The sequence below is a fragment of the Aeromonas sp. s10 genome (genome assembly GCF_040907975.1).
In the GTDB taxonomy this organism is placed as follows: domain Bacteria; phylum Pseudomonadota; class Gammaproteobacteria; order Enterobacterales; family Aeromonadaceae; genus Aeromonas; species Aeromonas caviae.
Window position 1 is genome coordinate 15,263 of record NZ_JBFOCV010000034.1, and the last position, 21,421, is coordinate 36,683.

21 protein-coding genes are annotated in these 21,421 nt (G+C 64.0%); 9 read left to right on the forward strand and 12 right to left on the reverse strand.

Features of this window, described 5'->3' with window-relative positions:
* Positions 1-85: 85 nt before the first annotated feature.
* The 7 genes from panB to thpR all read right to left on the reverse strand — a co-directional run bounded on the left by panB (position 86) and on the right by thpR (position 5,866).
* The gene (gene panB, locus AB5Y59_RS11170) at positions 86-880 is read right to left on the reverse strand and encodes a 3-methyl-2-oxobutanoate hydroxymethyltransferase (RefSeq protein ID WP_039040847.1); all 795 of its coding nucleotides are present in this window, start codon (positions 878-880) and stop codon (positions 86-88) included.
* A gap of 20 nt (positions 881-900) precedes the next feature.
* Positions 901-1,398, reverse strand: a complete 498-nt coding sequence (gene folK, locus AB5Y59_RS11175; protein WP_041213874.1) for a 2-amino-4-hydroxy-6-hydroxymethyldihydropteridine diphosphokinase — start codon at positions 1,396-1,398, stop codon at positions 901-903.
* A 10-nt stretch (positions 1,399-1,408) separates the two neighbouring features.
* On the reverse strand, positions 1,409-2,899 hold the full coding sequence (gene pcnB, locus AB5Y59_RS11180; RefSeq protein WP_368211993.1) for a polynucleotide adenylyltransferase PcnB: 1,491 nt from the start codon (positions 2,897-2,899) through the stop codon (positions 1,409-1,411).
* A gap of 100 nt (positions 2,900-2,999) precedes the next feature.
* Positions 3,000-3,902 carry a tRNA glutamyl-Q(34) synthetase GluQRS gene (gene gluQRS, locus AB5Y59_RS11185; RefSeq protein ID WP_309562926.1) on the reverse strand — a complete coding sequence of 301 codons (903 nt, stop codon included), beginning with the start codon at positions 3,900-3,902 and terminating at the stop codon, positions 3,000-3,002.
* Between the two features lie 109 nt (positions 3,903-4,011).
* Entirely contained in the window at positions 4,012-4,461 is a 450-nt protein-coding gene (gene dksA / locus AB5Y59_RS11190; RefSeq protein WP_029314801.1) for an RNA polymerase-binding protein DksA, read from the reverse strand.
* A gap of 119 nt (positions 4,462-4,580) precedes the next feature.
* Positions 4,581-5,324, reverse strand: a complete 744-nt coding sequence (gene sfsA, locus AB5Y59_RS11195) for a DNA/RNA nuclease SfsA (RefSeq protein WP_368211994.1) — start codon at positions 5,322-5,324, stop codon at positions 4,581-4,583.
* Positions 5,321-5,866: an RNA 2',3'-cyclic phosphodiesterase gene (gene thpR / locus AB5Y59_RS11200; protein ID WP_368211995.1), complete on the reverse strand. Its 546-nt coding sequence runs from the start codon at positions 5,864-5,866 to the stop codon at positions 5,321-5,323. The genes sfsA and thpR overlap by 4 nt, the downstream gene beginning before the upstream one ends.
* 184 nt (positions 5,867-6,050) lie before the next feature.
* Between thpR and hrpB the strand changes: the two genes are divergently transcribed.
* From hrpB to AB5Y59_RS11215, 3 genes are all read left to right on the forward strand, one after another.
* Complete coding sequence (hrpB, locus tag AB5Y59_RS11205) at positions 6,051-8,504, forward strand: ATP-dependent helicase HrpB (protein ID WP_368211998.1); 2,454 nt, start codon at positions 6,051-6,053, stop codon at positions 8,502-8,504.
* Between the two features lie 123 nt (positions 8,505-8,627).
* On the forward strand, positions 8,628-10,949 hold the full coding sequence (gene mrcB / locus AB5Y59_RS11210) for a penicillin-binding protein 1B (RefSeq protein WP_010675566.1): 2,322 nt from the start codon (positions 8,628-8,630) through the stop codon (positions 10,947-10,949).
* A 42-nt stretch (positions 10,950-10,991) separates the two neighbouring features.
* Positions 10,992-11,393 (forward strand): VOC family protein, encoded by a 402-nt coding sequence (locus AB5Y59_RS11215; protein ID WP_151028686.1) that lies wholly within the window; start codon positions 10,992-10,994, stop codon positions 11,391-11,393.
* Positions 11,394-11,482: 89 nt separating this feature from the next.
* On the opposite strand, the gene AB5Y59_RS11220 is transcribed toward AB5Y59_RS11215, so the two are convergent.
* Positions 11,483-11,803 carry an SMR family transporter gene (locus tag AB5Y59_RS11220; RefSeq protein WP_010675564.1) on the reverse strand — a complete coding sequence of 107 codons (321 nt, stop codon included), beginning with the start codon at positions 11,801-11,803 and terminating at the stop codon, positions 11,483-11,485.
* The gene (locus tag AB5Y59_RS11225) at positions 11,791-12,183 is read right to left on the reverse strand and encodes a multidrug efflux SMR transporter (protein ID WP_151028687.1); all 393 of its coding nucleotides are present in this window, start codon (positions 12,181-12,183) and stop codon (positions 11,791-11,793) included. Before AB5Y59_RS11225 ends, AB5Y59_RS11220 begins: the two co-directional genes overlap by 13 nt.
* Before the next feature lie 157 nt (positions 12,184-12,340).
* Between AB5Y59_RS11225 and AB5Y59_RS11230 the strand changes: the two genes are divergently transcribed.
* Positions 12,341-13,222 (forward strand): LysR family transcriptional regulator, encoded by an 882-nt coding sequence (locus AB5Y59_RS11230; RefSeq protein ID WP_039040858.1) that lies wholly within the window; start codon positions 12,341-12,343, stop codon positions 13,220-13,222.
* Between the two features lie 42 nt (positions 13,223-13,264).
* Here the strand turns inward: AB5Y59_RS11230 and AB5Y59_RS11235 are convergent, their stop codons facing one another.
* Positions 13,265-13,780, reverse strand: a complete 516-nt coding sequence (locus AB5Y59_RS11235) for a DUF2937 family protein (protein WP_010675561.1) — start codon at positions 13,778-13,780, stop codon at positions 13,265-13,267.
* Positions 13,781-13,982: 202 nt separating this feature from the next.
* On the opposite strand from AB5Y59_RS11235, the gene AB5Y59_RS11240 reads away from it, so the two are divergent.
* Positions 13,983-14,666, forward strand: coding sequence for a phosphatase PAP2 family protein (locus AB5Y59_RS11240; protein WP_045521918.1), 684 nt, complete (start codon positions 13,983-13,985; stop codon positions 14,664-14,666).
* A 259-nt stretch (positions 14,667-14,925) separates the two neighbouring features.
* Entirely contained in the window at positions 14,926-15,828 is a 903-nt protein-coding gene (locus AB5Y59_RS11245) for a sulfite exporter TauE/SafE family protein (protein WP_263308271.1), read from the forward strand.
* Between the two features lie 46 nt (positions 15,829-15,874).
* Here the strand turns inward: AB5Y59_RS11245 and AB5Y59_RS11250 are convergent, their stop codons facing one another.
* Together AB5Y59_RS11250 and hemL are read right to left on the reverse strand one after the other, a co-directional pair.
* On the reverse strand, positions 15,875-16,687 hold the full coding sequence (locus tag AB5Y59_RS11250) for a hypothetical protein (RefSeq protein WP_042016292.1): 813 nt from the start codon (positions 16,685-16,687) through the stop codon (positions 15,875-15,877).
* Between the two features lie 199 nt (positions 16,688-16,886).
* The gene (hemL, locus tag AB5Y59_RS11255; protein WP_368211996.1) at positions 16,887-18,173 is read right to left on the reverse strand and encodes a glutamate-1-semialdehyde 2,1-aminomutase; all 1,287 of its coding nucleotides are present in this window, start codon (positions 18,171-18,173) and stop codon (positions 16,887-16,889) included.
* A gap of 209 nt (positions 18,174-18,382) precedes the next feature.
* Here hemL and clcA point away from each other — a divergent pair, with 209 nt between their 5' ends.
* From clcA to erpA, 3 genes are all read left to right on the forward strand, one after another.
* Complete coding sequence (gene clcA, locus AB5Y59_RS11260) at positions 18,383-19,777, forward strand: H(+)/Cl(-) exchange transporter ClcA (protein ID WP_368211997.1); 1,395 nt, start codon at positions 18,383-18,385, stop codon at positions 19,775-19,777.
* An 87-nt stretch (positions 19,778-19,864) separates the two neighbouring features.
* Positions 19,865-20,557 carry a DUF6776 family protein gene (locus tag AB5Y59_RS11265; RefSeq protein ID WP_268453500.1) on the forward strand — a complete coding sequence of 231 codons (693 nt, stop codon included), beginning with the start codon at positions 19,865-19,867 and terminating at the stop codon, positions 20,555-20,557.
* A gap of 89 nt (positions 20,558-20,646) precedes the next feature.
* Positions 20,647-20,997: an iron-sulfur cluster insertion protein ErpA gene (gene erpA, locus AB5Y59_RS11270; protein WP_010675554.1), complete on the forward strand. Its 351-nt coding sequence runs from the start codon at positions 20,647-20,649 to the stop codon at positions 20,995-20,997.
* The last annotated feature ends 424 nt before the right edge of the window (positions 20,998-21,421 follow it).

Sequence of the window (21,421 nt, forward strand, 5' to 3'; positions counted from 1 at the left end):
CTTCAGATGAATCAATAAAAGAGGGGGTCGTCAGGGGGGAGGGCGAGACGGGGGCACAGGCCCCCGCGCTCATGACGACAGAAAGTCAGTTGAAGCAGTGCTCGGGGCCGGGGAAGGTCCCCTCGCTCACCTGCTGCACGTAGAGACGAATGGCGGCACGCATGTCACCGGTCTCGGCCAGGAAGTTCTTGGTGAACTTGGGCACATAACCGGAGGTGATGCCGAAGGCATCGTGCATCACCAGGATCTGGCCGTCGGTGGCAGGGCCGGCACCGATGCCGATCACCGGAATGCGCAGCGCCTTGGTGATGCGCTCTGCCAGAGAGACGGGCACGCACTCGAGTACCAGCAACTGGATGCCAGCCGCTTGCAGCTCCAGCGCCTGGCGGTAGATCTCCTGGGCGTGGAACTCGTCGCGCCCCTGCACCTTGAAGCCGCCAAACACGTGGACGGATTGCGGGGTCAGGCCGAGATGGCCGCACACCGGCACCCCGTTACGGGTGAGGTGGCGGATGGAGTCACACAGCCAGTCCCCCCCTTCCATCTTCACCATGCGGGCACCGGCCGCCATCAGGCGCGCCGCGTTCTGGTAGGTCTGCTCCGGGGTGGCGTAGCTCATGAACGGCATGTCGGTCACCACCAGGGCATTGGTGGTGCCGCGCACCACGCAGCGGGTGTGATAGACCATCTCGTCCATGCTGACCGCCAGGGTGTCGTCTCCGCCCTGCAATACCATGCCGAGGGAGTCGCCGATGAGCAGCACCTGGGCGCCCTCGTCGTCGAACAGCTTGGCGAAGGTGGCGTCATAGGCGGTGATGGCGGTGATTTTCTGTCCGTCCTGCTTCATCTTCTGCAGGTGGGTAGTGGTGATCTTGCTCATTACGTTGTTCCTACTCTTCTCTACTCGCCTGCTGCACCGGCCAGGATCGCGAGTCCATTGCGCGGGCAGCGGGCAACCAGTTCGGTGAGCGGGGTGCCGCAGGGCAGCACCAGGGAGGGGGCTATCTCGGCAAGGGGCAGCAGGACGAACTCCCGCTCCTTCATGCCATAGTGAGGCACCGTCAGGCGCTCATGCCGGATGACCTCGTCGCCGTACAGCAGCAGATCGAGATCCAGGGTCCGGGGGCCCCAGCGCTCATCCTTGCGCACTCGCCCCTGTGCCTGCTCGATGCGCTGCAGCTCGTCCAGCAGCGCCAGAGGGCTGAGGCGGGTGGCAAGGCGCGCCACGGCATTGACGTAGTCCGGCTGATCCGCAGGGCCCATGGGGCGGCTGCCGTAAAGGTGGGAGGTCTGCCGCAGCTCTGACTCGGGCAGGGTTGCCAGCGCGGCGATGGCGCGACGAGCCTGGCCGAGGGGGTCGGCCAGGTTGGAGCCGATGGCGACGAAGACCTCGATCATCGGCGGATCCTTACTCTGCCGACTTCGGCTTGCGGCGACGGGGGCGACGGCGGTTGCGGCCATTGCCGCTGCGTTTCTCGCCATCACCGCTGCGGGAGTCGGCGCGCTCGCCGCTCGCCGGGCGGCGGGTCGCCTCCCGTTGCAGTTGCGGGCGCACGTCCGGGTTGGAGGCCACATAGCGCTCCCACCAGCTCGCCAACTCGCCGAGGCCGCGCTCGACCCGGTTGCGCAGCAACAGGAAGTCGAAGGCCGCACGGAATTTCGGGTGCTCCATGGCGCGCTCGGGGTGCTTGCCCTGGCGGCGGGTCAGGCGCTGCTGCAGGGCCCAGATGTCGCGCACGTCCGTGGTGAAGCGGCGCGGCACGGCGATGATCCGCACCTGGTTGTCCAGCACCTCGTTGATAGCCAGCATGAAGGCATCGTACCAGGGCAGACCGCTCTCGTTTTCCAGCACGCGGCCGCGGGCCTCGACGGCGCCCCACAGCAGGGTGGCGTAGAGGAAGGCGGGGGTGACGCGCTTCTCTTCACGGACCCGGGTATCGGTGTCCATCAGCGCCTGCTCGATGAACTGCTCGTAGGGCGAGTTGCCGTGGGGCGTGAACAGGGCGGCTACCTGGGGGAACAGCGGCTGGAACAGCCCGTATTCCCGCAGCAGCTTGTAGGTGGCCAGACCGTCCCCCGCCAGGAACAGCTTGAGGGTCTCCTCGAACAGGCGGGCGGCCGGGATGTCCTGCAGCAGCGGGGCCAGCTCCCGGATGGGGGCGGCGGTGCGCAGGCTGATGGTCATGTCGAGCTTGGCGGCGAAGCGCACGGCGCGCAGCATGCGCACCGGATCTTCCCGGTAGCGGGTCTCGGGGTCGCCGATGAGCTCCAGTCTGCGCGCGGCCAGGTCTTCCAGCCCACCCTCGAAATCGTGCAGGGTGAAATCCTTGGCGCTGTAGTAGAGGGCGTTGACGGTAAAGTCGCGACGCTCGGCATCCTCTTCGATGGTGCCGTAGACGTTGTCCCGCAGCAGCATGCCTTCATCGGACTGGGCCGACACATGCTTGCTGGTATTGACCTGATGGTGGTGACCCCGGAAGGTGGCCACTTCGATCACGTCACGACCAAAGACGATGTGGGCCAGGCGGAAACGGCGGCCGATGAGGCGGCAGTTGCTGAACAGTGCCTTGATCTGCTCCGGCGTCGCGTCGGTGGCGATGTCGAAATCCTTGGGGGTCTTCCCGAGCAGCAGGTCACGGACGCCGCCGCCGACCAGGTAGGCCTCGTAGCCCCCCTTGTTCAGGCGATAGAGCACCTTGAGGGCATTCTCGCTGATCTCTTTGCGCGAAATCGGGTGCTGGTCACGGCTCAAGGTACGGCGCTGTCCGGCGACACGGGCCGGAATGGGGGACTCCACCGACTGCTCGCCGTCTTCCTTGCCGAGCACTTTGCGGCAAAAGTTTGCGATCTGGGAAAAAATGGTACACCTCGTTATGACTTCAAATTGACGGGAGGCCAAAAAAATAGCGGCCTATCATAGCTCAGCCCCAACCAAATGAGAAACGGTGTGGCCTGCTTCCCCTTGATTGGTCCTTTTGGGGCAAGAAATGCAGCCGGGGCTAGCTTTGCCCTTGCGGGATCTTCTGCTGGCGGGGTACCCGGGCCAGCTGCCAGTGGGCGATGCCCCAGCCGATGATCTCGTCGATCCGGCTCGCCATCAGCTCGGGCGGCGGGCACTGACCGAGAAAGTGCAGCGCCTGCCACAGGGCCGGTCGTACCTCGTCCTGCGACAGCGCCGGCGCATGGTTCTGCTTGGAGAGCTTGTTGCCATCCGCTTGCACCGCCAGCGGCAAGTGCACCCAGGCGGGCACCTCTGCCCCCAGGGTCTGGTAGAGGGCAATCTGGCGCACCGTGGGTTCCAGCAGATCGGCGCCGCGGACGATCTCGGTGATGCCGCTGTCCATGTCATCCACCACCACCGCCAGGTTGTAGGCGTAGAGCCCGTCCCGGCGGCGCACGATGAAGTCCTCCTCCGCCAGCGCCGCGGGGACGGTGATCTCTCCCTGAAGCGCATCCTCGAACCGATAGACCGGGTGGTGCTGGCGCAAACGGGCGGCACACCCCTCGGCGGTCAGCCCCAGGGCGCGGCAATGGCCGTTGTAGAACCCCCCTGCGGCCATGATTTCGCGCCGGGTACAGCGGCACCAGTAGAGATCCCCGGCCCGATAGAGCTGATCGATGATCTCGTCATAGCGGCCATGGCGCGCGCTTTGGAACATCACCTCCCCATCCCAGCCAAGACCGTGTGCCTCCAGGGTGGTGAGGATAAGGTCAGCCGCTCCCGGCATCTCCCGCGGGGGGTCGATGTCTTCGATGCGCACCAGCCAGCGTCCCTGCTGCGCCCTGGCCTGCAAGAAGCTGCCAAGGGCGGCGACCAGGGAGCCGAAGTGGAGCGGACCGGACGGTGAGGGGGCGAAGCGGCCCACATAGGGGCGTCGGGAGGGGGGGGATGTCATGACCATGGCAATTCGGGTAGGCGATGCATTGAGGCTGCATTCTGGGACGGCCCGACCAAAAGCTCAATAAAAAAGGGAGCCTGGGCTCCCTTTTCGTTCCTGTGGATGGGCGGCATCAGCCAGCCATCTGTTTTTCCTTGATCTCGGCCAGCGTCTTGCAGTCCACGCAGAGGTCTGCGGTCGGACGGGCTTCCAGACGGCGGATGCCGATCTCGATGCCGCAATGCTCGCAGTAACCGAAGTCATCTTCTTCGAGCAGCAGCAAGGTTTTCTCGATCTTCTTGATCAGCTTGCGTTCACGGTCGCGGGTGCGCAGTTCGAGAGCAAACTCTTCTTCTTGCGCGGCGCGATCCACGGGATCCGGGAAGTTGGCAGCCTCATCCTTCATGTGGTCGACGGTGCGGTCAACTTCCTGCATCAGTTGGTTGCGCCAGGCTCCCAGGATCTTGCGAAAATGTACCTTCTGTTGGTCATTCATGTACTCCTCACCGGCTTTCATCTGGTAAGGCTCTACACCCGCAATGGCCAGGGGGCCCAGAGATTTCCTGTTTTCGCCTGTTGGCATGCCCTGTCTCCTAATTCAGCACGCTACCCGTGCCATCCATAAATTGAGGGCGACATCTATAGCAGAAGGGTCAACGGGAGGCAAACAAGCCTTATCAATAATGTTACCCACTTCTGCATTTATTCTCTGCCCTCGGGTAGCATATGGTCAGATTCAAATGGGATAAAATCCTGAGCCACCATGCCCTGCACCCCAACATGGGGGCGATAGCATAAAACTTCAACCCCTGCCGCCATCGCCTGTTCAACAAGCTGACTATAGTGCGGATCGATATGGGCTGCAGGGCGCATTCTCGCGATGCCGGAGTGCAATACCATGAACAGCAGCACGGCCCGGTGCCCTGCCGCCTTCATGGCCATCAATTCACGCAAGTGCTTGGCGCCGCGGGTGGTGACCGCATCGGGGAAGTACCCCATGCCGGGTTGCTCCCGCTCGTCGAGCAGGGTGACGGATTTCACCTCGATGTAACAATCCGGCCTGTGGTCATCTTCCAGCAGCAGATCGATGCGGCTGTTCTCTTCCCCGTATTTCACTTCGGTGCGCAGCCTGGCATAGCCTGCCAGGGGGGCGAGGGCGCCCTGTTCGATGAGCTCCCGGGCGATCTGGTTGGCACGGGCCGTGTTGACGCAGATGAAGTGACCCGCCGGGCTCTCGGCGATTTCCCAACTGTTTGGCAGCTTGCGCTTGGGGTTGTCGGATGTGGAGTACCAGACCCGGGTGCCCGGCAGGGCGCAGCCGGTCATGGCGCCGGTATTGGCGCAGTGGATGGTGATCACCTCGCCGTTGTCGAGCGCGACATCCGTCAGGAAGCGCTTGTAGCGGGAGATCAGCTGCCCGGACTGCAGGGGGGGATCGAAGATCATGGGGTGAGCTCCTCGCGGTGCGGGTTTTTGACGCGGGCCCGCAGGGGCCAGCAGGCGAGCGGTTCGTAGTGGACGCCGTCCGGCGTGCTGACGGATTGATAGAGGCAGAAGCGATCGGCCCTGAGCAGAAAATCCGGCGCAGGCAGCTCGTCGGGGGCCTCACCCGCCTTGCGCGACAGGGTGACGTGGGGGCGATAGCCCTGCTCGCCGTTGCCCAGCCCGAGTTTTTCACCGTGGCGGCGCAGTGCCCTCGCGAGCACGGTCAGCTCGTTCGGCCACTCACCGGGTCCCACCCAGGCGGCTTTGGCGCGCTGAAACCAGCCGGTCTGATCCAGATGGATGCTGAAAGGGGGGCAGTGCTGTCGCTCGGCGGCCGCGATCAGGCGAGCCTGGGTCGTTTCGTCGGCCTCCCCGAGAAAGGCCAGGGTCAGGTGCAGGTTGCTCTCGGGCACCGGCTGGCCGGGCCAGGGGCGCTGGTCTCGCCAGGTCGCAAGCTCGGGGGCAAGCTCTGGCAGGGGCAGGGCAAAGAAGAGTTTGGGCATGCGGCGTGTCGGTCCTCGTGATGGGCATCGGATAAGGGCCATTCTATGGCAGCCGCTCCCGGGATGTCTTGCCGTGTTGCACCTGACGCTTCCTGCCCCTGTCCGGCAGGGGCGCTTACGATGGCCGGGAGGCTGTGGCAGAATGGACCCCTTTTCAGGAGTGTCACAGAAGGTGCCCATCGCTTTGTCTTCCCTCCCCATCGTCCCGGTGTTGCCTGAACTCTTTGCAGCCCTCGACAACCATGCCAGCGTGATCCTGCAGGCGCCCCCCGGCGCGGGCAAATCGACCCTGCTGCCCCTGGAGCTGGTGCGCCAGCACCGGCTGCCCGGGCGCATCATCATGCTGGAGCCCAGGCGCCTCGCGGCGCGCAACATCGCGAGCTTCCTCGCGCGTCAGCTGGGGGAGAAGGTGGGCGAGCGCATCGGCCTGCGAGTGCGCGGGGAGAGCCGCACCAGCAGCCAGACCCGGCTCGAGATCGTGACCGAGGGGGTGCTGACCCGGATGCTGCAGCAGGATCCTGAGCTCAGCGGCGTGTCGCTCGTCATCTTTGACGAGTTCCACGAGCGCAGCCTGCACGCCGATACCGCGCTGGCCTTCGCCATCGAAAGCCAGCAGGGGTTGCGCGATGATCTCAAGCTGCTGGTGATGTCAGCCACCCTGGATGGCATGGCCCTGGAGCGCCTGCTGCCAGGTGCCCCCGTGGTGCGCTCCAAGGGGCGCGGCTTTCCCATCGAGTACCACTATCGCCCCGCCAACCGTCAGCAGTGGCTGGAACCCCAGGTCGGCGCCGTGGTGCTGGAGGCGCTCGCCAGTCAGGCTGGCAGTGCCCTGGTGTTTCTGCCGGGACAGGGGGAGATAGAGCGGCTGGCACAGTGGCTGGAAGGGCGGTTGCCAGGGGATGTGACCCTGGCTCCCCTTTATGGCCGTCTTGACCTCGCGGCCCAGCAAGCGGCCATCGAGCCTGCGCCTGCGGGTCGTCGCAAGCTGGTGCTCACCACCAACGTGGCGGAGACATCCCTCACCATCGAGGGGATCTCCGTGGTCATCGACAGCGGGCTGGAGCGGCGCGCCACCTTCGACATCAAGAGCGGCGTCACCCGGCTGGAGACCCGGCCCATCGCCAAAGCCTCCGCCACCCAGCGGGCGGGGCGGGCAGGGCGGCTTGGCCCCGGCGTCTGCTACCGGCTCTGGAGCTGCGAGGTGCAGGAGCGCCTCGCCGAGCAGAGTCCCCCCGACATCCTGACGCAAGAGCTCACCGGCCTGCTGATGGACGCCGCCCAGTGGGGGGCCCGGGTGGAGGCGCTGCCCCTGCTGGACATGCCGCCCCCTGCCGCCGTGGCCAGCGCCCGGCGGTTGCTGGTGGCCTTGGGCGCCATGGCCCCGGAGGGTGAGCAACAACTTACCCCGGCAGGCCGTGCCATGGCGGCCTTCGGCACCCATCCCCGCCTCGCCCGCATGTTGCTGCGGGCCCGGGAGCTGGAATCCGAGGGTCTGACAGGGATTGTCGCCGATGCGGCTTTCCTGGTGGCGCTGCTGGAAGAAGATCTGCGAGGATCGGAGCGCCTGTCCGTGCTGTTCCACCGCCGTCAGGGCGCCCTGCGCCAGGGGGCGGCCCGCTGGTTCGAGCGGCTCGGCGTGCGGGCAAGCAGCCCGCAGGGTCAATGGCTGGGGTTGCTGTGCGCCCTCGCCTGGCCCGATCGCATCGGCAAGCTGCGCAGTGGCAGCCGCTATCAGCTCAGTGGCGGGGTGAGCTGCGATCTGGTAGAAGGGCATCCCTGCCAGGGGCAGGGGGCCATCGTGGCCGTCGAAATGGGTCAGAACGAGCGCGGCAGCCGCATCTTCATCGCCGAGCCGGTGGCGCTGGATGAGCTGGTGCGCCAGCTGCCCGAGCTGGTCGGCGAGCGCCAGTGGTTCGACTGGGACGATCGGGAGGAACGGGTGCGTGCGGAGCGCCAGCAGGTGCTCGGCGAGCTGGTGCTCGGCCAGCGGCCGCTGACGGATCTCTCCGATGAACAGAAGGGGCGTTGCCTGCTGCAGGGCATCCGGCGCAAGGGGCTGCACGTGCTGCCCTGGGACGAGAGCAGCGAGGGGCTGCTGGCCCGCTTGCGCTGCGCCCGCGACTGGCTGCCCGACGAAGCCTGGCCCGCCATGGATGAGGAGAGCCTGCTGGCCGACCTCGAGCAGTGGCTGCTGCCGGCAGTGAGCGGCATGACCCGGCTGGAGCAGTTGAAGCGGCTCGACATGAGCGACATCCTGCGCCAGTCTCTGCCCTGGCCCTTGCCAAGGCGGCTGGACGAGGCGCTGCCGAGCCACTTCACCGCACCGACCGGCAGCCGGGTGCGGATCCGCTACCAGCCGGGTCAGGCGCCGGCGATCCCGGTGCGCATCCAGGAGATGTTCGGGCTGGGCGCCACCCCATGCGTGGCCGATGGCCGGGTGCCCCTGGTGGTGGAGCTGCTCTCCCCGGCCCAGCGCCCCTTGCAGATCACCGCGGATCTCGCCGCCTTCTGGGCGGGATCCTATGAGCAGGTGAAAAAAGAGATGAAGGGGCGCTACCCCCGTCACTACTGGCCGGACAACCCGCTGGAGGCGCTGCCGACCCGGGTGACCAAGAAGAAGATGGGATTGCAGGAGTAGCCGACGGGGCAGTGATCGGTCGGTACGATCAGAACAAGATGGCGGTGGCACAGTCCCCCTCCACAACAGGCATCGCAGGCCGCTCGCATCAGCGGGATGGCGAGGAGAACGACAAGAGGATTTATGGCAACCCAACGACGCAAGCGCACGCCCAAGAAGGCGGCGCCCAAACGCACCATCTGGCGCACCCTGTTCTGGCTGGGCTTCAAGCTCTCTCTGGTGGTGGCGGCCTTCATGGTGGTGTTTGGCATCTATCTCGACACCAAGGTGCGCGAGCGCTTCGACGGCGAGAAGTGGCAGTTGCCGGTGATGGTCTATAGCCGCCCGCTGGAGCTCTATCCCAGCCAGCGGCTCTCCCAGACCCAGATGCTGCGCGAGCTCAACATGCTGAGCTACAAGCAGGTGCGTCAGCCCCATACCCCGGGTGAGTACGCGGTGAGCGGCAATCGCATCGAGCTGGTGCGCCGGCCGTTCGAGTTCCACGACGGTGCCGACGGTGCCCGTGGCCTGCGCCTCACCTTCAACGGGGCGCGCCTCGAGGGGATCCAGTCCCTGGAGAACCAGCGCCAGCTGGGCTATGCCCAGATGGACCCGGTGCTGCTCGATCGCCTCAACACCGAGGATCGGGAAGACCGCCTGCTGGTGCGCCTTTCCGAGGTGCCGGACAGCCTGCTGGTGACGCTGCTCACCACGGAAGACAGGGACTTCTACCAGCACGGCGGCGTTTCGCCGGTGGCCATCATGCGCGCCATGGCAGCCAACCTGCTGGCGGGGCGCACCGTGCAGGGGGGCAGTACGCTCACCCAGCAGCTCGCCAAGAACTTCTTCCTGACCCGTGAGCGCAGCCTGTGGCGCAAACTGCAGGAAGCCTACATGGCGGTGCTCATCGACTACCGCTACAGCAAGGACGAGATCCTGGAGGCCTACCTCAACGAGGTCTATCTGGGGCAGAACTTCTCCCAGGGGGTCTACGGCTTCGGGCTCGCCTCCTACTTCTACTTCGGTATTCCGGTCAACGAGCTGGACATCGATCAGGTGGCCCTGCTGGTGGGCATGGTGAAGGGCCCCTCCTATTACGATCCCTGGCGCTTCCCGGACCGGGCCAAGGCGCGCCGGGATCTGGTGCTGAAACTGCTGGCGGATCACGGCAGCCTGACCCAGGCCGAGTATGACCTGGCCAGCAAGCAGCCCCTTGGCATCATCGCCCGCGGCCAGATGAGCTATGGCCGTACCCCGGCCTTCATGGGGCTGCTCAAGCGGGAGATCCAGAACCGCTTCGGCCCGGATCTGCTCAAGCAGTCCGGCCTCAAGATCTTCACCAGTCTGGATCCCATCGCCCAGCACGCCGCCGAGCAGGCGGTGGAGTCGGGTCTGGCCACCATCGAGAAGCAGCGTGGCAAGAAGAAGCTGGAGGCGGCCATGGTGGTCTCCGACTGGCACAAGGGCGAGGTGGTCGCCATGGTGGGGGGACGGGATCCCCGCTACGCCGGCTTCAACCGGGCGCTGGATGCCCGCCGTCAGATTGGCTCCCTGGTCAAACCGGCGGTCTACCTGACCGGCCTCTCCAACGGCCTGACCCTTGGCACGCCGCTTAAAGATCAGCCGATCCGGATTCGCGGCCAGGATGGCCAGATCTGGACGCCGCAGAACTACGACCGCAAGTTCCGCCAGAGCGTGCCCCTGATGGAGGCGCTCGCCAGCTCCCTCAACGTGCCGACCGTCAACCTCGGGATGCAGATAGGCCTGGACAAGGTGGTGGACACCCTGCACAAGCTGGGGGTGCAGCAGGAGATCCAGCCCTATCCGTCCCTGGTGCTGGGGGCGGTGGCGCTCTCGCCCATGGAGGTGAACCAGATGTACCTGCCCATTGCCAACCAGGGGTTGACCCAGCCCCTGTCGGCCATCCGGGCCGTGGTGAATGGCGAGGGGCGCCAGCTCTACCAGCATGACGAAGCGGCCAAGCGAGTGACGGATCCCCAGGCAAGCTGGCTGACCCTGTTCGCCATGACCAAGACGGTGAGCCAGGGGACGGCCCGGGCGCTCGGTGCCAAGTTCCCCGGGGCCACCATGGCCGCCAAGACCGGTACCACCAACGAGCTGCGTGACTCCTGGTTTGCCGGGATGGACAACAACGAGCTGGTGAGCGTCTGGGTCGGCCGTGACGACAACACCCCGGCCGGCTTGACCGGTGCCAGTGGCGCCTTGCAGCTGTTCAGCGGCTACATGAGCCAGCGAGGGGTCAACAGCCTGGGGCTGAAGATGCCCGAAGGGGTGAGCTGGGCCAACTTCTCCCGCTCGAGCGGTGCCCGGGTGGCCAGTGATTGTCCCGGCAGTCTCCAGGTGCCGGCCAAGCTGGCCGGTCTGGCCGAGCCCATGAGCTGTGCCAGCCCGGTCTCGGACCCGGCGAATGCCCTGGACAACTGGTTCAACGGTTTCTTCAACTGACGAAGACGGGCAGCGCAGGCTGCCCGTTTTGCAAGGATTGCCATGACCCATTCCCTGTTTGAGGCCATCCATCACGTGGCCATCATCGCCAGCGACTATCCGCGCTCGCGCCACTTCTATCACCAGGTGCTGGGGTTGCCCATCATTGCCGAGACCCTGCGGGCCGAGCGTCAGTCGTGGAAGCTGGATCTGGCGCTGCCGGACGGCAGCCAGCTGGAGCTGTTCAGCTTCCCGGCGCCGCCACCGCGCCCCTCCCGGCCGGAGGCGTGCGGGTTGCGCCACCTGGCGTTTCGGGTGGCGGATCTCGACCGGGTCATCGCCCACCTGGAGCAGCACGGGGTGGAAGTGGAGCCGGTGCGGGTGGACGAGCTGACCGGCAAGCGCTTTACCTTCTTCGCCGACCCCGACGGCCTGCCGCTGGAGCTGTACGAGGCAGCGCGTTAGGCTGCCTGCTGCAATCTGGATGATCGGTTTGACCATGAAAAGGCCGCCCTGGGAACAGGGCGGCTTTTTTCATGGGGTTGGAGAGGGGATCATGCTGTGGTCAGCAGGGCGACCGCCACCGCCATCACCATCATGCCGAGCCAGCCGACGGGTCTGAGGCGCTCGCCGAACAGCAGCAGGCCCCCGAGGGCGGTGCCCAGGATGCCGATGGCACCCCAGGTGGCATAGGCCACGGCCAGGTCGATCTTGCCGGTACTGACCGCCTCGCTGAGCAGAGTGAAGGCACAGAGCACCAGCAGAATGCCGAGGACGCCCCACCCCTTGTCGCGAAAACCGACGGAGCGGTTGATCGCCATGTTGGCGCCGATATCCAGCAGGGCGGCGCCCAGTACGATGATCAACGGGTGCATGGGGCTTCCCTCCTCTGGCGGGTGGGGGCTGGTACATCGTGGGTCTCGCCCAGGGTCACCATGACAATCCCCACTATGGCCAGCGCCAGTCCGATCCACTCCTGGATGCTCAGCTCGTAGCCGAGGAACAGGACGGAGACGGCGGTGATGAGGGCGATCCCCAGCCCTTCCCACAGCGCAAACGCGATACCAATGGAGATTGTCCTGGCGGCCTTGGCGAGCAGCAGGTAGGAGAGGGTGATGAGGAGCCACATCGGCAGATAGTGGATCCAGCCGCTCTCGTTCTTTGGGATCAGGGCCATGGAGGAGGTGCCGGCGACCTCGGTCAGGATGGCCCCCGTCAGGAAGAGGCGGGCCAAAAGCAGGGGACGGGATGACATGCAGTTTCCTTCTGTTGCTGCGACGATGAGAGGATAACGGCACCCGAAACGGGCAAGGTTATCGCTGAGCGTCGAGAAAGCTGTCGCTGCTTGTTTGCCTTGGGGGCGGGGCAGGGGATAAGGTGGTGATGGAATAATCTGCCGCCAGTTTGAAGTCATGAAGCTAAATCAGATACAACTCTTTGTAGAAACAGCAGACAGTGGTTCGATAGCCAATGCCGCCAGACGACTTGGCAAGAGTCGCAGCGCCGTGAGCTCGGCGATTGCTACCCTGGAAGTGGAGCTTGGCGTCGAACTTTTCGAACGAGGGGCGAATCAGAGCCGGCTGACCGAAATCGGCGAGCAAGTGCTGGACGACTGTCGGCGGCTGTTGCAGGCCGCCAACAGCCTGAAGCTCAAGTGCGAGCACCATGCCTCCGGTGCCGAGGTGGCGCTGCGGGTAGCCCGGGACGACGCCATTCCCGAGGTGGTATGGCGCGAGATGCTGGGGGCGCTGCGTCGCCAGTTTCCGGGCACCAGCATCTCCCTGGTGCTGGCCTCACCGCCGGAGCTGCCGGCCCTGGTGGAAGAGGGGTTCGTGGATGCCGCCTTCGGCCTCATCACCGAGGAACAGGAGCGCAGCGGTCTTTGCATCGACGTGCTCAACCCGATCCGCACCCTGATGGTGGTCGCGCCAAGCCACCCGCTGGCTGGGCTGAAGCGGGTGTTGCAGCAGGATCTGACCGATCACACCCAGGTCACTCTCTCCTATGTGGACGCGTTTTCGGTCAAGAGCCTGCTGCCCATCGGAGGGCAGCATATCGGGTTGTCGAGTTTCGAACTGATGCGGGATGCGGTGCTGGATGGTCTGGGCTGGGCGGTGCTGCCTTCACCCCTTATCCAGAGCCAGCTGCGCCAGGGGGAGCTGCTGACCCTGAAGCACAAGTTCAGTCTGCAGTGGCGCGATTACGGAGTCTATCTGTCGGAGAACGCCCATCACGGCAAGGTGCTGGCCTGGCTGAAGAAGGCCATAGAAGCCTATCTCGAACCCTTCGAGTAGCCGCCAACCGGGGCGGGCACCCCGGTTGGCAGTCAGAGGGGATCAGCGCAGGCCGTGACGGGGGACGCGCTGGCGGGAGCGAAATGGCAGCAGCAGGAGGCCGAGCAGCAGATCCCCCGCCAGGGAGGCCAGCAGACCCGCCGCCACGCCGCAGAAAATGGCGGCCTGTTTGAGGGGGACCACATAGCCGTAGTTGTGCAGGGTATCCTGCCAGAGGGCGGGATCGGCGCGCAGCAACAGGTGGGAGAGCTGCTGGTACCAGGGACTCTCCCGCACGGCGATCTCCCCCTGAAGGTGCTGCTGCTGGTTCACCAGTTGCTGGAGGCTGGTGGCATCCTGGGTGAAGACGGGATCCTGGCTGGCACCGTAATGGGCGACCAGCGCCTGCAGATCGCCATTGAAGTGCTGGTCCGCCGTGCGCTGGAAGGGGGCCAGCGCCAGACCGGCTTGCTGCAGCCGGGCATCCAGCCGCTGGAAGTAGAGATCGACCAGCCCGGGGATCTGTACACCTGCCAGCAAACCGAGGGCAAACAACATCATGCGAAGGTAGCTGCGCATCATCATCATCCTGAACGAAGGGAGCACCCATACTAGCCGCAACCGGTGGGTGAGCCAAGGAGGGGGCGCGCTTGCCTACCCGGTCGGCGGCGCCAAAAGAAGAGCCGATGGAATACCTTTGTTACACGAATTCTTACACTTTTGTGATGCAAGTCATCTTGCGGCTGGCCTAGAATGAGCGTTTTTCGAAGGACACGTCGGCATGAGCAAGTTCATTCCTTTCTATCTGGCCGGGGGCCTCATCGCCTTCAGTTGGGGCGCCCTGCCTGAGCACGGCCCCTGGGATGGGTGGGATCTCGCCCTCTTCCAGCTGGTCAATGGCTGGATTGGCCACTCCCCCCGTTGGGCCGATCTGGTGGCCATCACCAACAACCGCCTGTTCGATCTGGCCGCGCTGGCCTGCATGGGCGGGATCCTCGCCAGTTGCTTCTTCCGTGCCGACGGGCAGGAGCGCCGTCGTCTGGTGGCCATGGGGGTCGTGATGCTGCTGGGGGCCCTGGTGATCAATCAGCTCGGGCATCTGTTGCCGGTCAGCCGTCCCAGCCCCACCTTGATGGTGGACGGGGCTCTGCGCCTGACCGAGATCAGTGCGATTCCCACCAAGGACTCCGCCGGTGACAGCTTCCCCGGTGATCACGCCCTCTTCCTGATGATCTTCGCCGGTTTTGCCCTGCGCTATCTGCCGCGCTGGGCCGGGGTGATTGCGGTGGTGATGGTGCCCCTGTTTTCGGCGCCCCGCATCCTGGCGGGTGCGCACTGGATGACGGACGTCTATGTGGGCGCTCTTTGCCTCTCCCTGATCTGCCTGCCGCTGCTGTTGCTCACTCCCGTGTCGGATCGCCTGATCGACCGCCTGGCTCCCCGGCTGCCACGCTGGATTGCCTGACGGAGAATGAAAAAAGAAGGCGGGTCACCCCGCCTTCTTTCGTTTACGCCTCACCGGTGCTGTGGTCGTCGCGAAATGACCAGGACTACGCCCGATGAGCCCGGGCTGTCGCCCTCCCAACCAGTATGGATAGCCCCATTCGGGTTCTGCCAGCCAAAATAGTCGCGGCCAAACGTTTGCACCCGTCGTCTCATGATCCTGGCCAGGATTTTTTCCCTCCGCTGCCTTAGAATCGCCGCCCGTTGTTGGAGGTCTCCCCATGCTTGTCACTTTTCTGCGTCTCTTGTTTATCGGTTGTGCCCTGGTCTTTCTCGTTATGCTGGTCCGTGCCTGGTGGCACAAACGGCGTCATGGCCAGCTCGAAGCTACCCCTTTCTGGCCGGTGGCGGCCATCGGTTTTGTGGCCAATTTTCTCGATACTCTGGGGGTGGGGAGTTTTGCGGTGAAGACCGCCTGCTACAAGCAGTTCAGGCTGATCGATGATCGGCTGCTGCCCGGTACCCTCAACGGCCAGTGCGTGCTGCCGACCGTGACCCAGGCTCTCATCTTCATCGGCGTGGTCAACGTGGATCCCGTCACCCTCATCAGCATGATGGCGGCTGCGGCGGCCGGTGCGGCCTGGGGCGCCCGTTACGTGGCCTCCTTTGATCGCCAGACCATCCGGCTGGTCATGGCGGTCTCCCTGCTGGTGGTTGCCGGTCTCATCTTTGCCGGTCTGCTCGGGCTCTTCCCCCTCGGTGGCGAGGCCATGGGGCTGAGCGGTTACAAGCTGGGGATCGCCCTTGCCGGCAACTTCCTGTTCGGAGCCCTGATGAACGTCGGTATCGGCCTGTTCGCCCCCTGCATGACCCTGGTCTATCTGCTCGGCATGAACCCGCTGGTGGCCTTCCCCATCATGATGGGATCCACCGCCGTGCTCAGCGTCTTCTCGGCGGGGACCTTCATCCGCAAGGGGGCTTTCGATGCGCGGGCCGTGCTGGCGGTGGCCATCTTCGGCCCCATCGGCGTGGTGCTGGCGGCCATGCTGGTCAAATCCATGGAGATGGAGATGCTCAAATGGCTGGTGGCCTTCATCGTCATCTATACCTCCTGGACCATGTACGCCTCCTGGCGGGCGGCGCGGCTACAGCCAGCGCCCGCGCTGGCAGAGGCGACGAGCTAGCTGGCGTCGGCGAGGCCCGCCTGCACGGGCACCCCGCGTTGGTATGTCATCCCGCTCGCCCGGTCCTGGCGCGTCTTCTGATGCCCCTGGCAGCCCCCTCCGAGTGGGCAGTCTGCTGGCTGGAGGCGACCAGTGCTGCTTCCGCCCTGGCACCGAGAAACACATAGAGCCCCAGCGCCAGCAGCAACCCCACGGCGCACCCCATCACCCCCACCGCAGGCCAGAGCAGTTCGCTCTGGCCGAGGGATCCCTTGAACAGCAGCAGCAACCCCTCGATGGAGACCGCGATCAGGATGGCGGCGATAAAGCGGGTAATGGTGCGCCGGATGGCGCTGTGGCGGAAGATGTCCTTATGCAGCAGCACCTCCTCTTCGAGGATGGTCTTGCCGAGATCGAACACCGCCAGGGCGAGCGTGAGGAAGATGATGGCGCTGAAGGCCCCCAGCCGGTTTTGCTGGGTGCCGCACAGGAGCAGATAGAGCTGTTCCAGCCCGTGCCAGATGAGGGTGCCGACGATGAGAAACAGGGCCAGACTCAGGACGACGTAGACGGCCCTGAACCAGGGAATGGCGCGCCGCCGCTCCCTGTCCCCCATCAGCCAGGCGATCAGCTGGTGCAGGTTGATCTCCAGCTCCCGGCCATGGCCCTGCACCAGCAGGCGCAGCTGCCCCTGGGCCGCCGGAACGGGCGCCAGTATGGCTGGCCTGATCTGGGGGGCCAGGCTCTTTACCTCCTCGACGAAGGCATAGGTCTTGAGAGACGCCTCGGGGAGGGTGAGCAGCCCCAGCAGCAGGGGGGCCAGCTCGGTTTCGTACTCCTGATAGCGCCGCAGCACATCGATGGGGCTCATCTCTGCCATATACACCTCGGTCCAATGTGCTCCTGAGCAGGGGCCTGCAAATTGTGGGCCCGATTTATGACAGCCCGTGTACGGCGCGGCGCACCAGCAGGTGGCAAGGCTCCGGTGAGGGACTTAAAGATGCACCACTACGGTGCCTCGTCGGGGCGAGCAAACAAAAAAGGGCCCCATCGGGGCCCTCTGCACATCTTGCGGCTTGTCAGCCAGCCAGCTTGGCGAAGCTGCGCTCGGCGGCCGCCAGGGTGTGTTCGATCTCCTTGTCGCCGTGAGCCAGCGACAGGAAGCCCGCCTCGTAGGCGCTCGGTGCCAGATAGACACCCTCCTCCAGCATCAGATGATAGAAGCGCTTGAAGCGTTCCATGTCGCAGCGGGTCACCTGCTCGTAGCGGGTGATCTCGGGCTCGTCGGTGAAGAAGAAGCCGAACATGCCGCCCACGTAGTTGATGGCAAGCGGGATGCCGTGCCTGGCGGCGGCGGCTTTGAGCCCTTCGGCGACACGGGCGGTCTTGGCGCTCAGCTGCTCATAGAGGCCCGGCTCCAGCAGCAGATCCAGCATGGTGAGGCCGGCGGCCATGGCCACCGGGTTGCCGGAGAGGGTACCAGCCTGATAGACGGGGCCGGTCGGGGCGATGTGCTGCATCACCTTCTTCTTGCCGCCGAAGGCGCCTACCGGCATGCCGGCACCGATGATCTTGCCGAGGGTGGTGAGATCCGGGTCGATGTTGTAGTGGCCCTGGGCACCACGCAGGGAGACGCGAAAACCCGTCATCACCTCATCCAGGATCAGCAGGGCGCCGAACTCGTCACAAATGGCGCGCAGCCCTTCCAGGAAGTCGGGCACCGGCGGGATGCAGTTCATGTTGCCGGCCACCGGCTCGACGATGATACAGGCGATCTCGCTGCCGTACTGGGTGAAGGCTTCGCGCACCGAGTCCAGATCGTTAAAGACACAGGTGAACGTGTGTTTGGCGAAATCGGCCGGTACGCCCGGGCTGTTGGGCTGACCCAGGGTGAGGGCGCCGGAACCGGCCTTGACCAGCAGGGAGTCGGCGTGGCCGTGGTAGCAGCCTTCAAACTTGACGATCTTGTCGCGGCCGGTGTAGCCGCGGGCCAGCCGGATGGCGCTCATGGTCGCCTCGGTGCCGGAGTTGACCATCCGCACCTGCTCCATGGAGGGGACGATCTGGCGCACTTTTTCGGCCATCAGCACTTCGATCTCGGTCGGGGCACCGTAGCTCAGTCCCTTCTCCACCGCCTTGATGACCGCGGCCTTGATGGCCGGGTGGTTGTGACCGAGCAGCATGGGGCCCCAGGAACCGATGTAATCCACATAGGCCTGACCATCCACGTCATAGAGGTAGGCGCCATCGGCGTGATCGATGAAGCGGGGTGTGCCGCCGACCCCGTTGAAGGCGCGGACCGGTGAGTTGACGCCACCGGGAATGGTCTGGCGGGCCTGTTCAAACAGCTGATCTGATTTTGACATGGATCATCCTTAATGGGATTTTGGTCGTTACCCGGGCGCAGGCTGCCGATTGCGGCTCGGCAGGGGATGGCGGGAGGAGTATGCTTTGCGCTCTCGCCCCGGACTCTCGCCCGTGATACATGAAACGGGCCGACTATAGCAGAAAGGCCCAGAGCTGGGCAGCCGAGGCCGAGGTGTGTCTGGTCCTCGTTAGATGAGCGTGATTATCCATGGAGCAACAAGCCATTCCTTCCGCCGACGCGGCCTCGCTGCGTCGTCCTCCAGTCTTGCAGCGCCTGATACGGCGGGACAAGATGCCGCTGCTGGTGCTCCTGTTGGCGGCCCTAGTCGGCCTGCTGGCAGGCCTGGTGTGCGGATTGTTCGAGTCTTGCGTTCACTGGCTGGCCCAGCAGCGTGTCGACTTGCTGGCCGATCGCCCCTGGTGGCAGCTTGGCCTGCTCGGCTTTGGTTTCAGCGCCCTGCTGGGGTTGGTCGGCTATTTCCTCACTCATGCCTTTGCCCCCGAGGCGGGGGGATCCGGTATCCCGGAAATTGAAGGGGCCATGGACGACCTGCGCCCGGTACGCTGGTGGCGGGTGTTGCCGGTGAAGTTTTTTGGCGGGGTCTGTACCCTGAGTTCCGGCATGGTGCTGGGGCGGGAGGGGCCCTCGGTGCAGATAGGGGGCAACCTCGGCAAGATGGTGGCGGATATCTTCCGGTTGCCCAAGGAGCATGGCCACGCCCTGCTGGCTGCCGGTGAGGCGGGTGGTCTCGCTGCGGCCTTCAATGCCCCGCTGGCAGGGATACTGTTTGTCATGGAAGAGATGCGACCGCAATTTCGCTACTCCTTCCTCGCCATCAAGGCGGTCGGGATTTCGGCCGTCATGGCGACCCTGATGCTGCAGAACATGAAAGGGCAATCCCCCGTCATCATGCTGCCTCACTACGACGCTCCGGCCTTGAAGGCGCTCTGGCTGTTTCTCTTCATGGGGGGCTGCTTTGGTGTGCTGGGGTTCGTCTTCAACAAGCTGGTGCTCGCCTGTCAGGATGGCTACCTGGCATTGCATCAGAACAAGCGCCACCGCTTCGTCATCATCGGCATGGGGGTGGCTGGAACCTTTGGCATGCTGTCGCTGTTCGCCCCTTCGGTCACGGGAGGGGGAATCGAGCTCATCCAGCATCTGACGGGGGGAGACTATGCGATGGCGACGCTCTTCATCATCTTCTCGGTGCGACTGGTGGGTACCCTCATCTGCTTTTGCTCGGGGGCCCCTGGTGGTGTCTTTGCGCCGACCCTGGCGCTGGGCACCCTGTTCGGGGTGATCTTTGGTCACCTGTTCCACTCTGCATTTCCCGATCTCGGCATCGAACCGGGCGCCTTTGCCATCGCCGGCATGGGGGCGCTTTTCGCCGCCACCGTGCGTGCCCCCATTACCGGCATCGTGCTGGTGACAGAGATGACAGACAACTATCAGCTGATCCTGCCCATGATGATCACCACCATAGGGGCAACCCTGGTGGCGCAATGGTTGGGGGGGCGTCCCATCTATTCCCAGATCCTGGAGCGAACTTTACGGCTTGCTGCGCGTCAAAACCGGGGTGAAAGCAGCATCGCGACCGGTTAACTCTTTGTTTATCCGTATCAATCCGGCATGGTCGCGTATAGTGAAAAGAAACCGGTTGTGTTGATGTCGGCATATAGAAGAGGCCTTATGTCCCAAATCGTGAAGTTATTGGTGGTGCTGGCCGTGGGGGCATGTATCGGTTATGTCGTCGGGAACAGACAGGAGCTGGCTCAGAGCAGCCTGATGACGGTGCAGCAAGAGACGTTGGAGCGTCAGAGCAAGGCCATTGCACAACTGAAGACGGATCTCGGCGTCAGGGAGACCCTGCTGGCGACCCAGAAGGCCGCCTTCGAGCAACTTCAGCAGACGCTCAAGGATCAGGAAGCTCAGGTACAGGAGCAGAAACGCCAGCTGGCCTTCTTCGAGCGCATCATGCGTCCCACCGGCGAACAGGTGGGGGTATCCATCGACAATCTGACATTGCAGGAGACGAGTGTGCCGGGTCGCTACCACTATCGTCTGGCGCTCACACAACCCGCCAAGAAGCGGGAGTTGTTTCGGGGGCAGGTGCAGATCCGGCTCGAAGGCAGTCTGGCTGACAAGCCCAGGATCCTCAGTGGCCGGGATCTTGGCATGAAGGTGGGGGAGGGACGCTACGCGTTGCGATACTTCCAGCTCTTGGAGGGCAATTGGCAGCTTCCCTCAGGCTTTATCCCGGACAGGGTGAGAATCCTCATCCCGAAGGAGGGTCGGCAACCGGCCCAGGAGCTGGTTGCTGAGTGGAACGAGGTGCTCAAGCCTTTGGTCGCTCAACCAGCCCCCATGCCGGCAGCACAGTAAGAGAGTGGTGAATACTTGAACTAAATGGTCGGGTATTGGATAATTTCGCGGTTTCCATGTTTGTGGATGTAACGGTTGTGAGGTCAGCAATGAGTGCAGTAGCAGAAGCCCCCTTGCCCATCCAGATGACGGATGCGGCAGCCAACAAGGTAAAGACCTTGATCACCGAAGAAGAGAATCCCGAACTCAAGTTGCGGGTCTACATCACTGGGGGGGGCTGCTCCGGTTTCCAGTACGGTTTCACGTTTGACGAGAAAATCAATGATGGCGATACCGTGGTCGAGAAGAGCGGCGTCACCATGGTGATCGATCCCATGAGCCTGCAATACCTGGTCGGCGGCAGCGTGGATTACACCGAAGGCCTGGAAGGTTCCCGTTTCACCGTGACCAACCCCAACGCCACGACGACCTGCGGTTGCGGTTCCAGTTTTTCCATCTGATCTACAAGCAGCGTGATATGAAGGGCCCCGAGGGGCCCTTTTCATTTTTGTATGCCTGGCGTGGCTGGCATGTAGATCTTGATGTGGCGAAAACGGGTACCGATTGGTAGCGATAGAGAAGGTGTGCAGGCTCATTTAGATGAATCGTTGACGGCTTTTTAGTCTTATTGGTTGTTGATTAAACACCCGAACGTCTTTTTCAAATAAACACGTAGTTTTCGCTTGTCAGCGAGAATCATATCCCTATAATGCACCTCCATCAGCACGGCGCAGTGCGCTTCTGGTCCACCTTGCAAAGCAAGCTGGTGAGGGTTATAGTTTCAGACCCTGCTCTTTAACAATTTGAATCAAGCAATCTGTGTGGGCACTCACAGCATCGAGCATCAAAAACAATTTTTGATATCAATGTCTGATGAAGTGACCA

What these genes read in the sequence shown, in the direction of transcription:
- thpR (WP_368211995.1), bottom strand. Translation starts at nt 5,866, where the DNA reads ATGCCCAAACTCTTCTTTGCCCTGCCCCTGCCAGAGCTTGCCCCCGAG.
- AB5Y59_RS11265 (WP_268453500.1), top strand. Translation starts at nt 19,865, where the DNA reads ATGTCCCAAATCGTGAAGTTATTGGTGGTGCTGGCCGTGGGGGCATGT.
- mrcB (WP_010675566.1), top strand. Translation starts at nt 8,628, where the DNA reads ATGGCAACCCAACGACGCAAGCGCACGCCCAAGAAGGCGGCGCCCAAA.
- AB5Y59_RS11250 (WP_042016292.1), bottom strand. Translation starts at nt 16,687, where the DNA reads ATGGCAGAGATGAGCCCCATCGATGTGCTGCGGCGCTATCAGGAGTAC.
- AB5Y59_RS11225 (WP_151028687.1), bottom strand. Translation starts at nt 12,183, where the DNA reads ATGTCATCCCGTCCCCTGCTTTTGGCCCGCCTCTTCCTGACGGGGGCC.
- folK (WP_041213874.1), bottom strand. Translation starts at nt 1,398, where the DNA reads ATGATCGAGGTCTTCGTCGCCATCGGCTCCAACCTGGCCGACCCCCTC.
- AB5Y59_RS11235 (WP_010675561.1), bottom strand. Translation starts at nt 13,780, where the DNA reads ATGCGCAGCTACCTTCGCATGATGTTGTTTGCCCTCGGTTTGCTGGCA.
- AB5Y59_RS11230 (WP_039040858.1), top strand. Translation starts at nt 12,341, where the DNA reads ATGAAGCTAAATCAGATACAACTCTTTGTAGAAACAGCAGACAGTGGT.
- erpA (WP_010675554.1), top strand. Translation starts at nt 20,647, where the DNA reads ATGAGTGCAGTAGCAGAAGCCCCCTTGCCCATCCAGATGACGGATGCG.
- AB5Y59_RS11215 (WP_151028686.1), top strand. Translation starts at nt 10,992, where the DNA reads ATGACCCATTCCCTGTTTGAGGCCATCCATCACGTGGCCATCATCGCC.
- gluQRS (WP_309562926.1), bottom strand. Translation starts at nt 3,902, where the DNA reads ATGGTCATGACATCCCCCCCCTCCCGACGCCCCTATGTGGGCCGCTTC.
- AB5Y59_RS11240 (WP_045521918.1), top strand. Translation starts at nt 13,983, where the DNA reads ATGAGCAAGTTCATTCCTTTCTATCTGGCCGGGGGCCTCATCGCCTTC.
- clcA (WP_368211997.1), top strand. Translation starts at nt 18,383, where the DNA reads ATGGAGCAACAAGCCATTCCTTCCGCCGACGCGGCCTCGCTGCGTCGT.
- hemL (WP_368211996.1), bottom strand. Translation starts at nt 18,173, where the DNA reads ATGTCAAAATCAGATCAGCTGTTTGAACAGGCCCGCCAGACCATTCCC.
- dksA (WP_029314801.1), bottom strand. Translation starts at nt 4,461, where the DNA reads ATGCCAACAGGCGAAAACAGGAAATCTCTGGGCCCCCTGGCCATTGCG.
- AB5Y59_RS11245 (WP_263308271.1), top strand. Translation starts at nt 14,926, where the DNA reads ATGCTTGTCACTTTTCTGCGTCTCTTGTTTATCGGTTGTGCCCTGGTC.
- AB5Y59_RS11220 (WP_010675564.1), bottom strand. Translation starts at nt 11,803, where the DNA reads ATGCACCCGTTGATCATCGTACTGGGCGCCGCCCTGCTGGATATCGGC.
- sfsA (WP_368211994.1), bottom strand. Translation starts at nt 5,324, where the DNA reads ATGATCTTCGATCCCCCCCTGCAGTCCGGGCAGCTGATCTCCCGCTAC.
- panB (WP_039040847.1), bottom strand. Translation starts at nt 880, where the DNA reads ATGAGCAAGATCACCACTACCCACCTGCAGAAGATGAAGCAGGACGGA.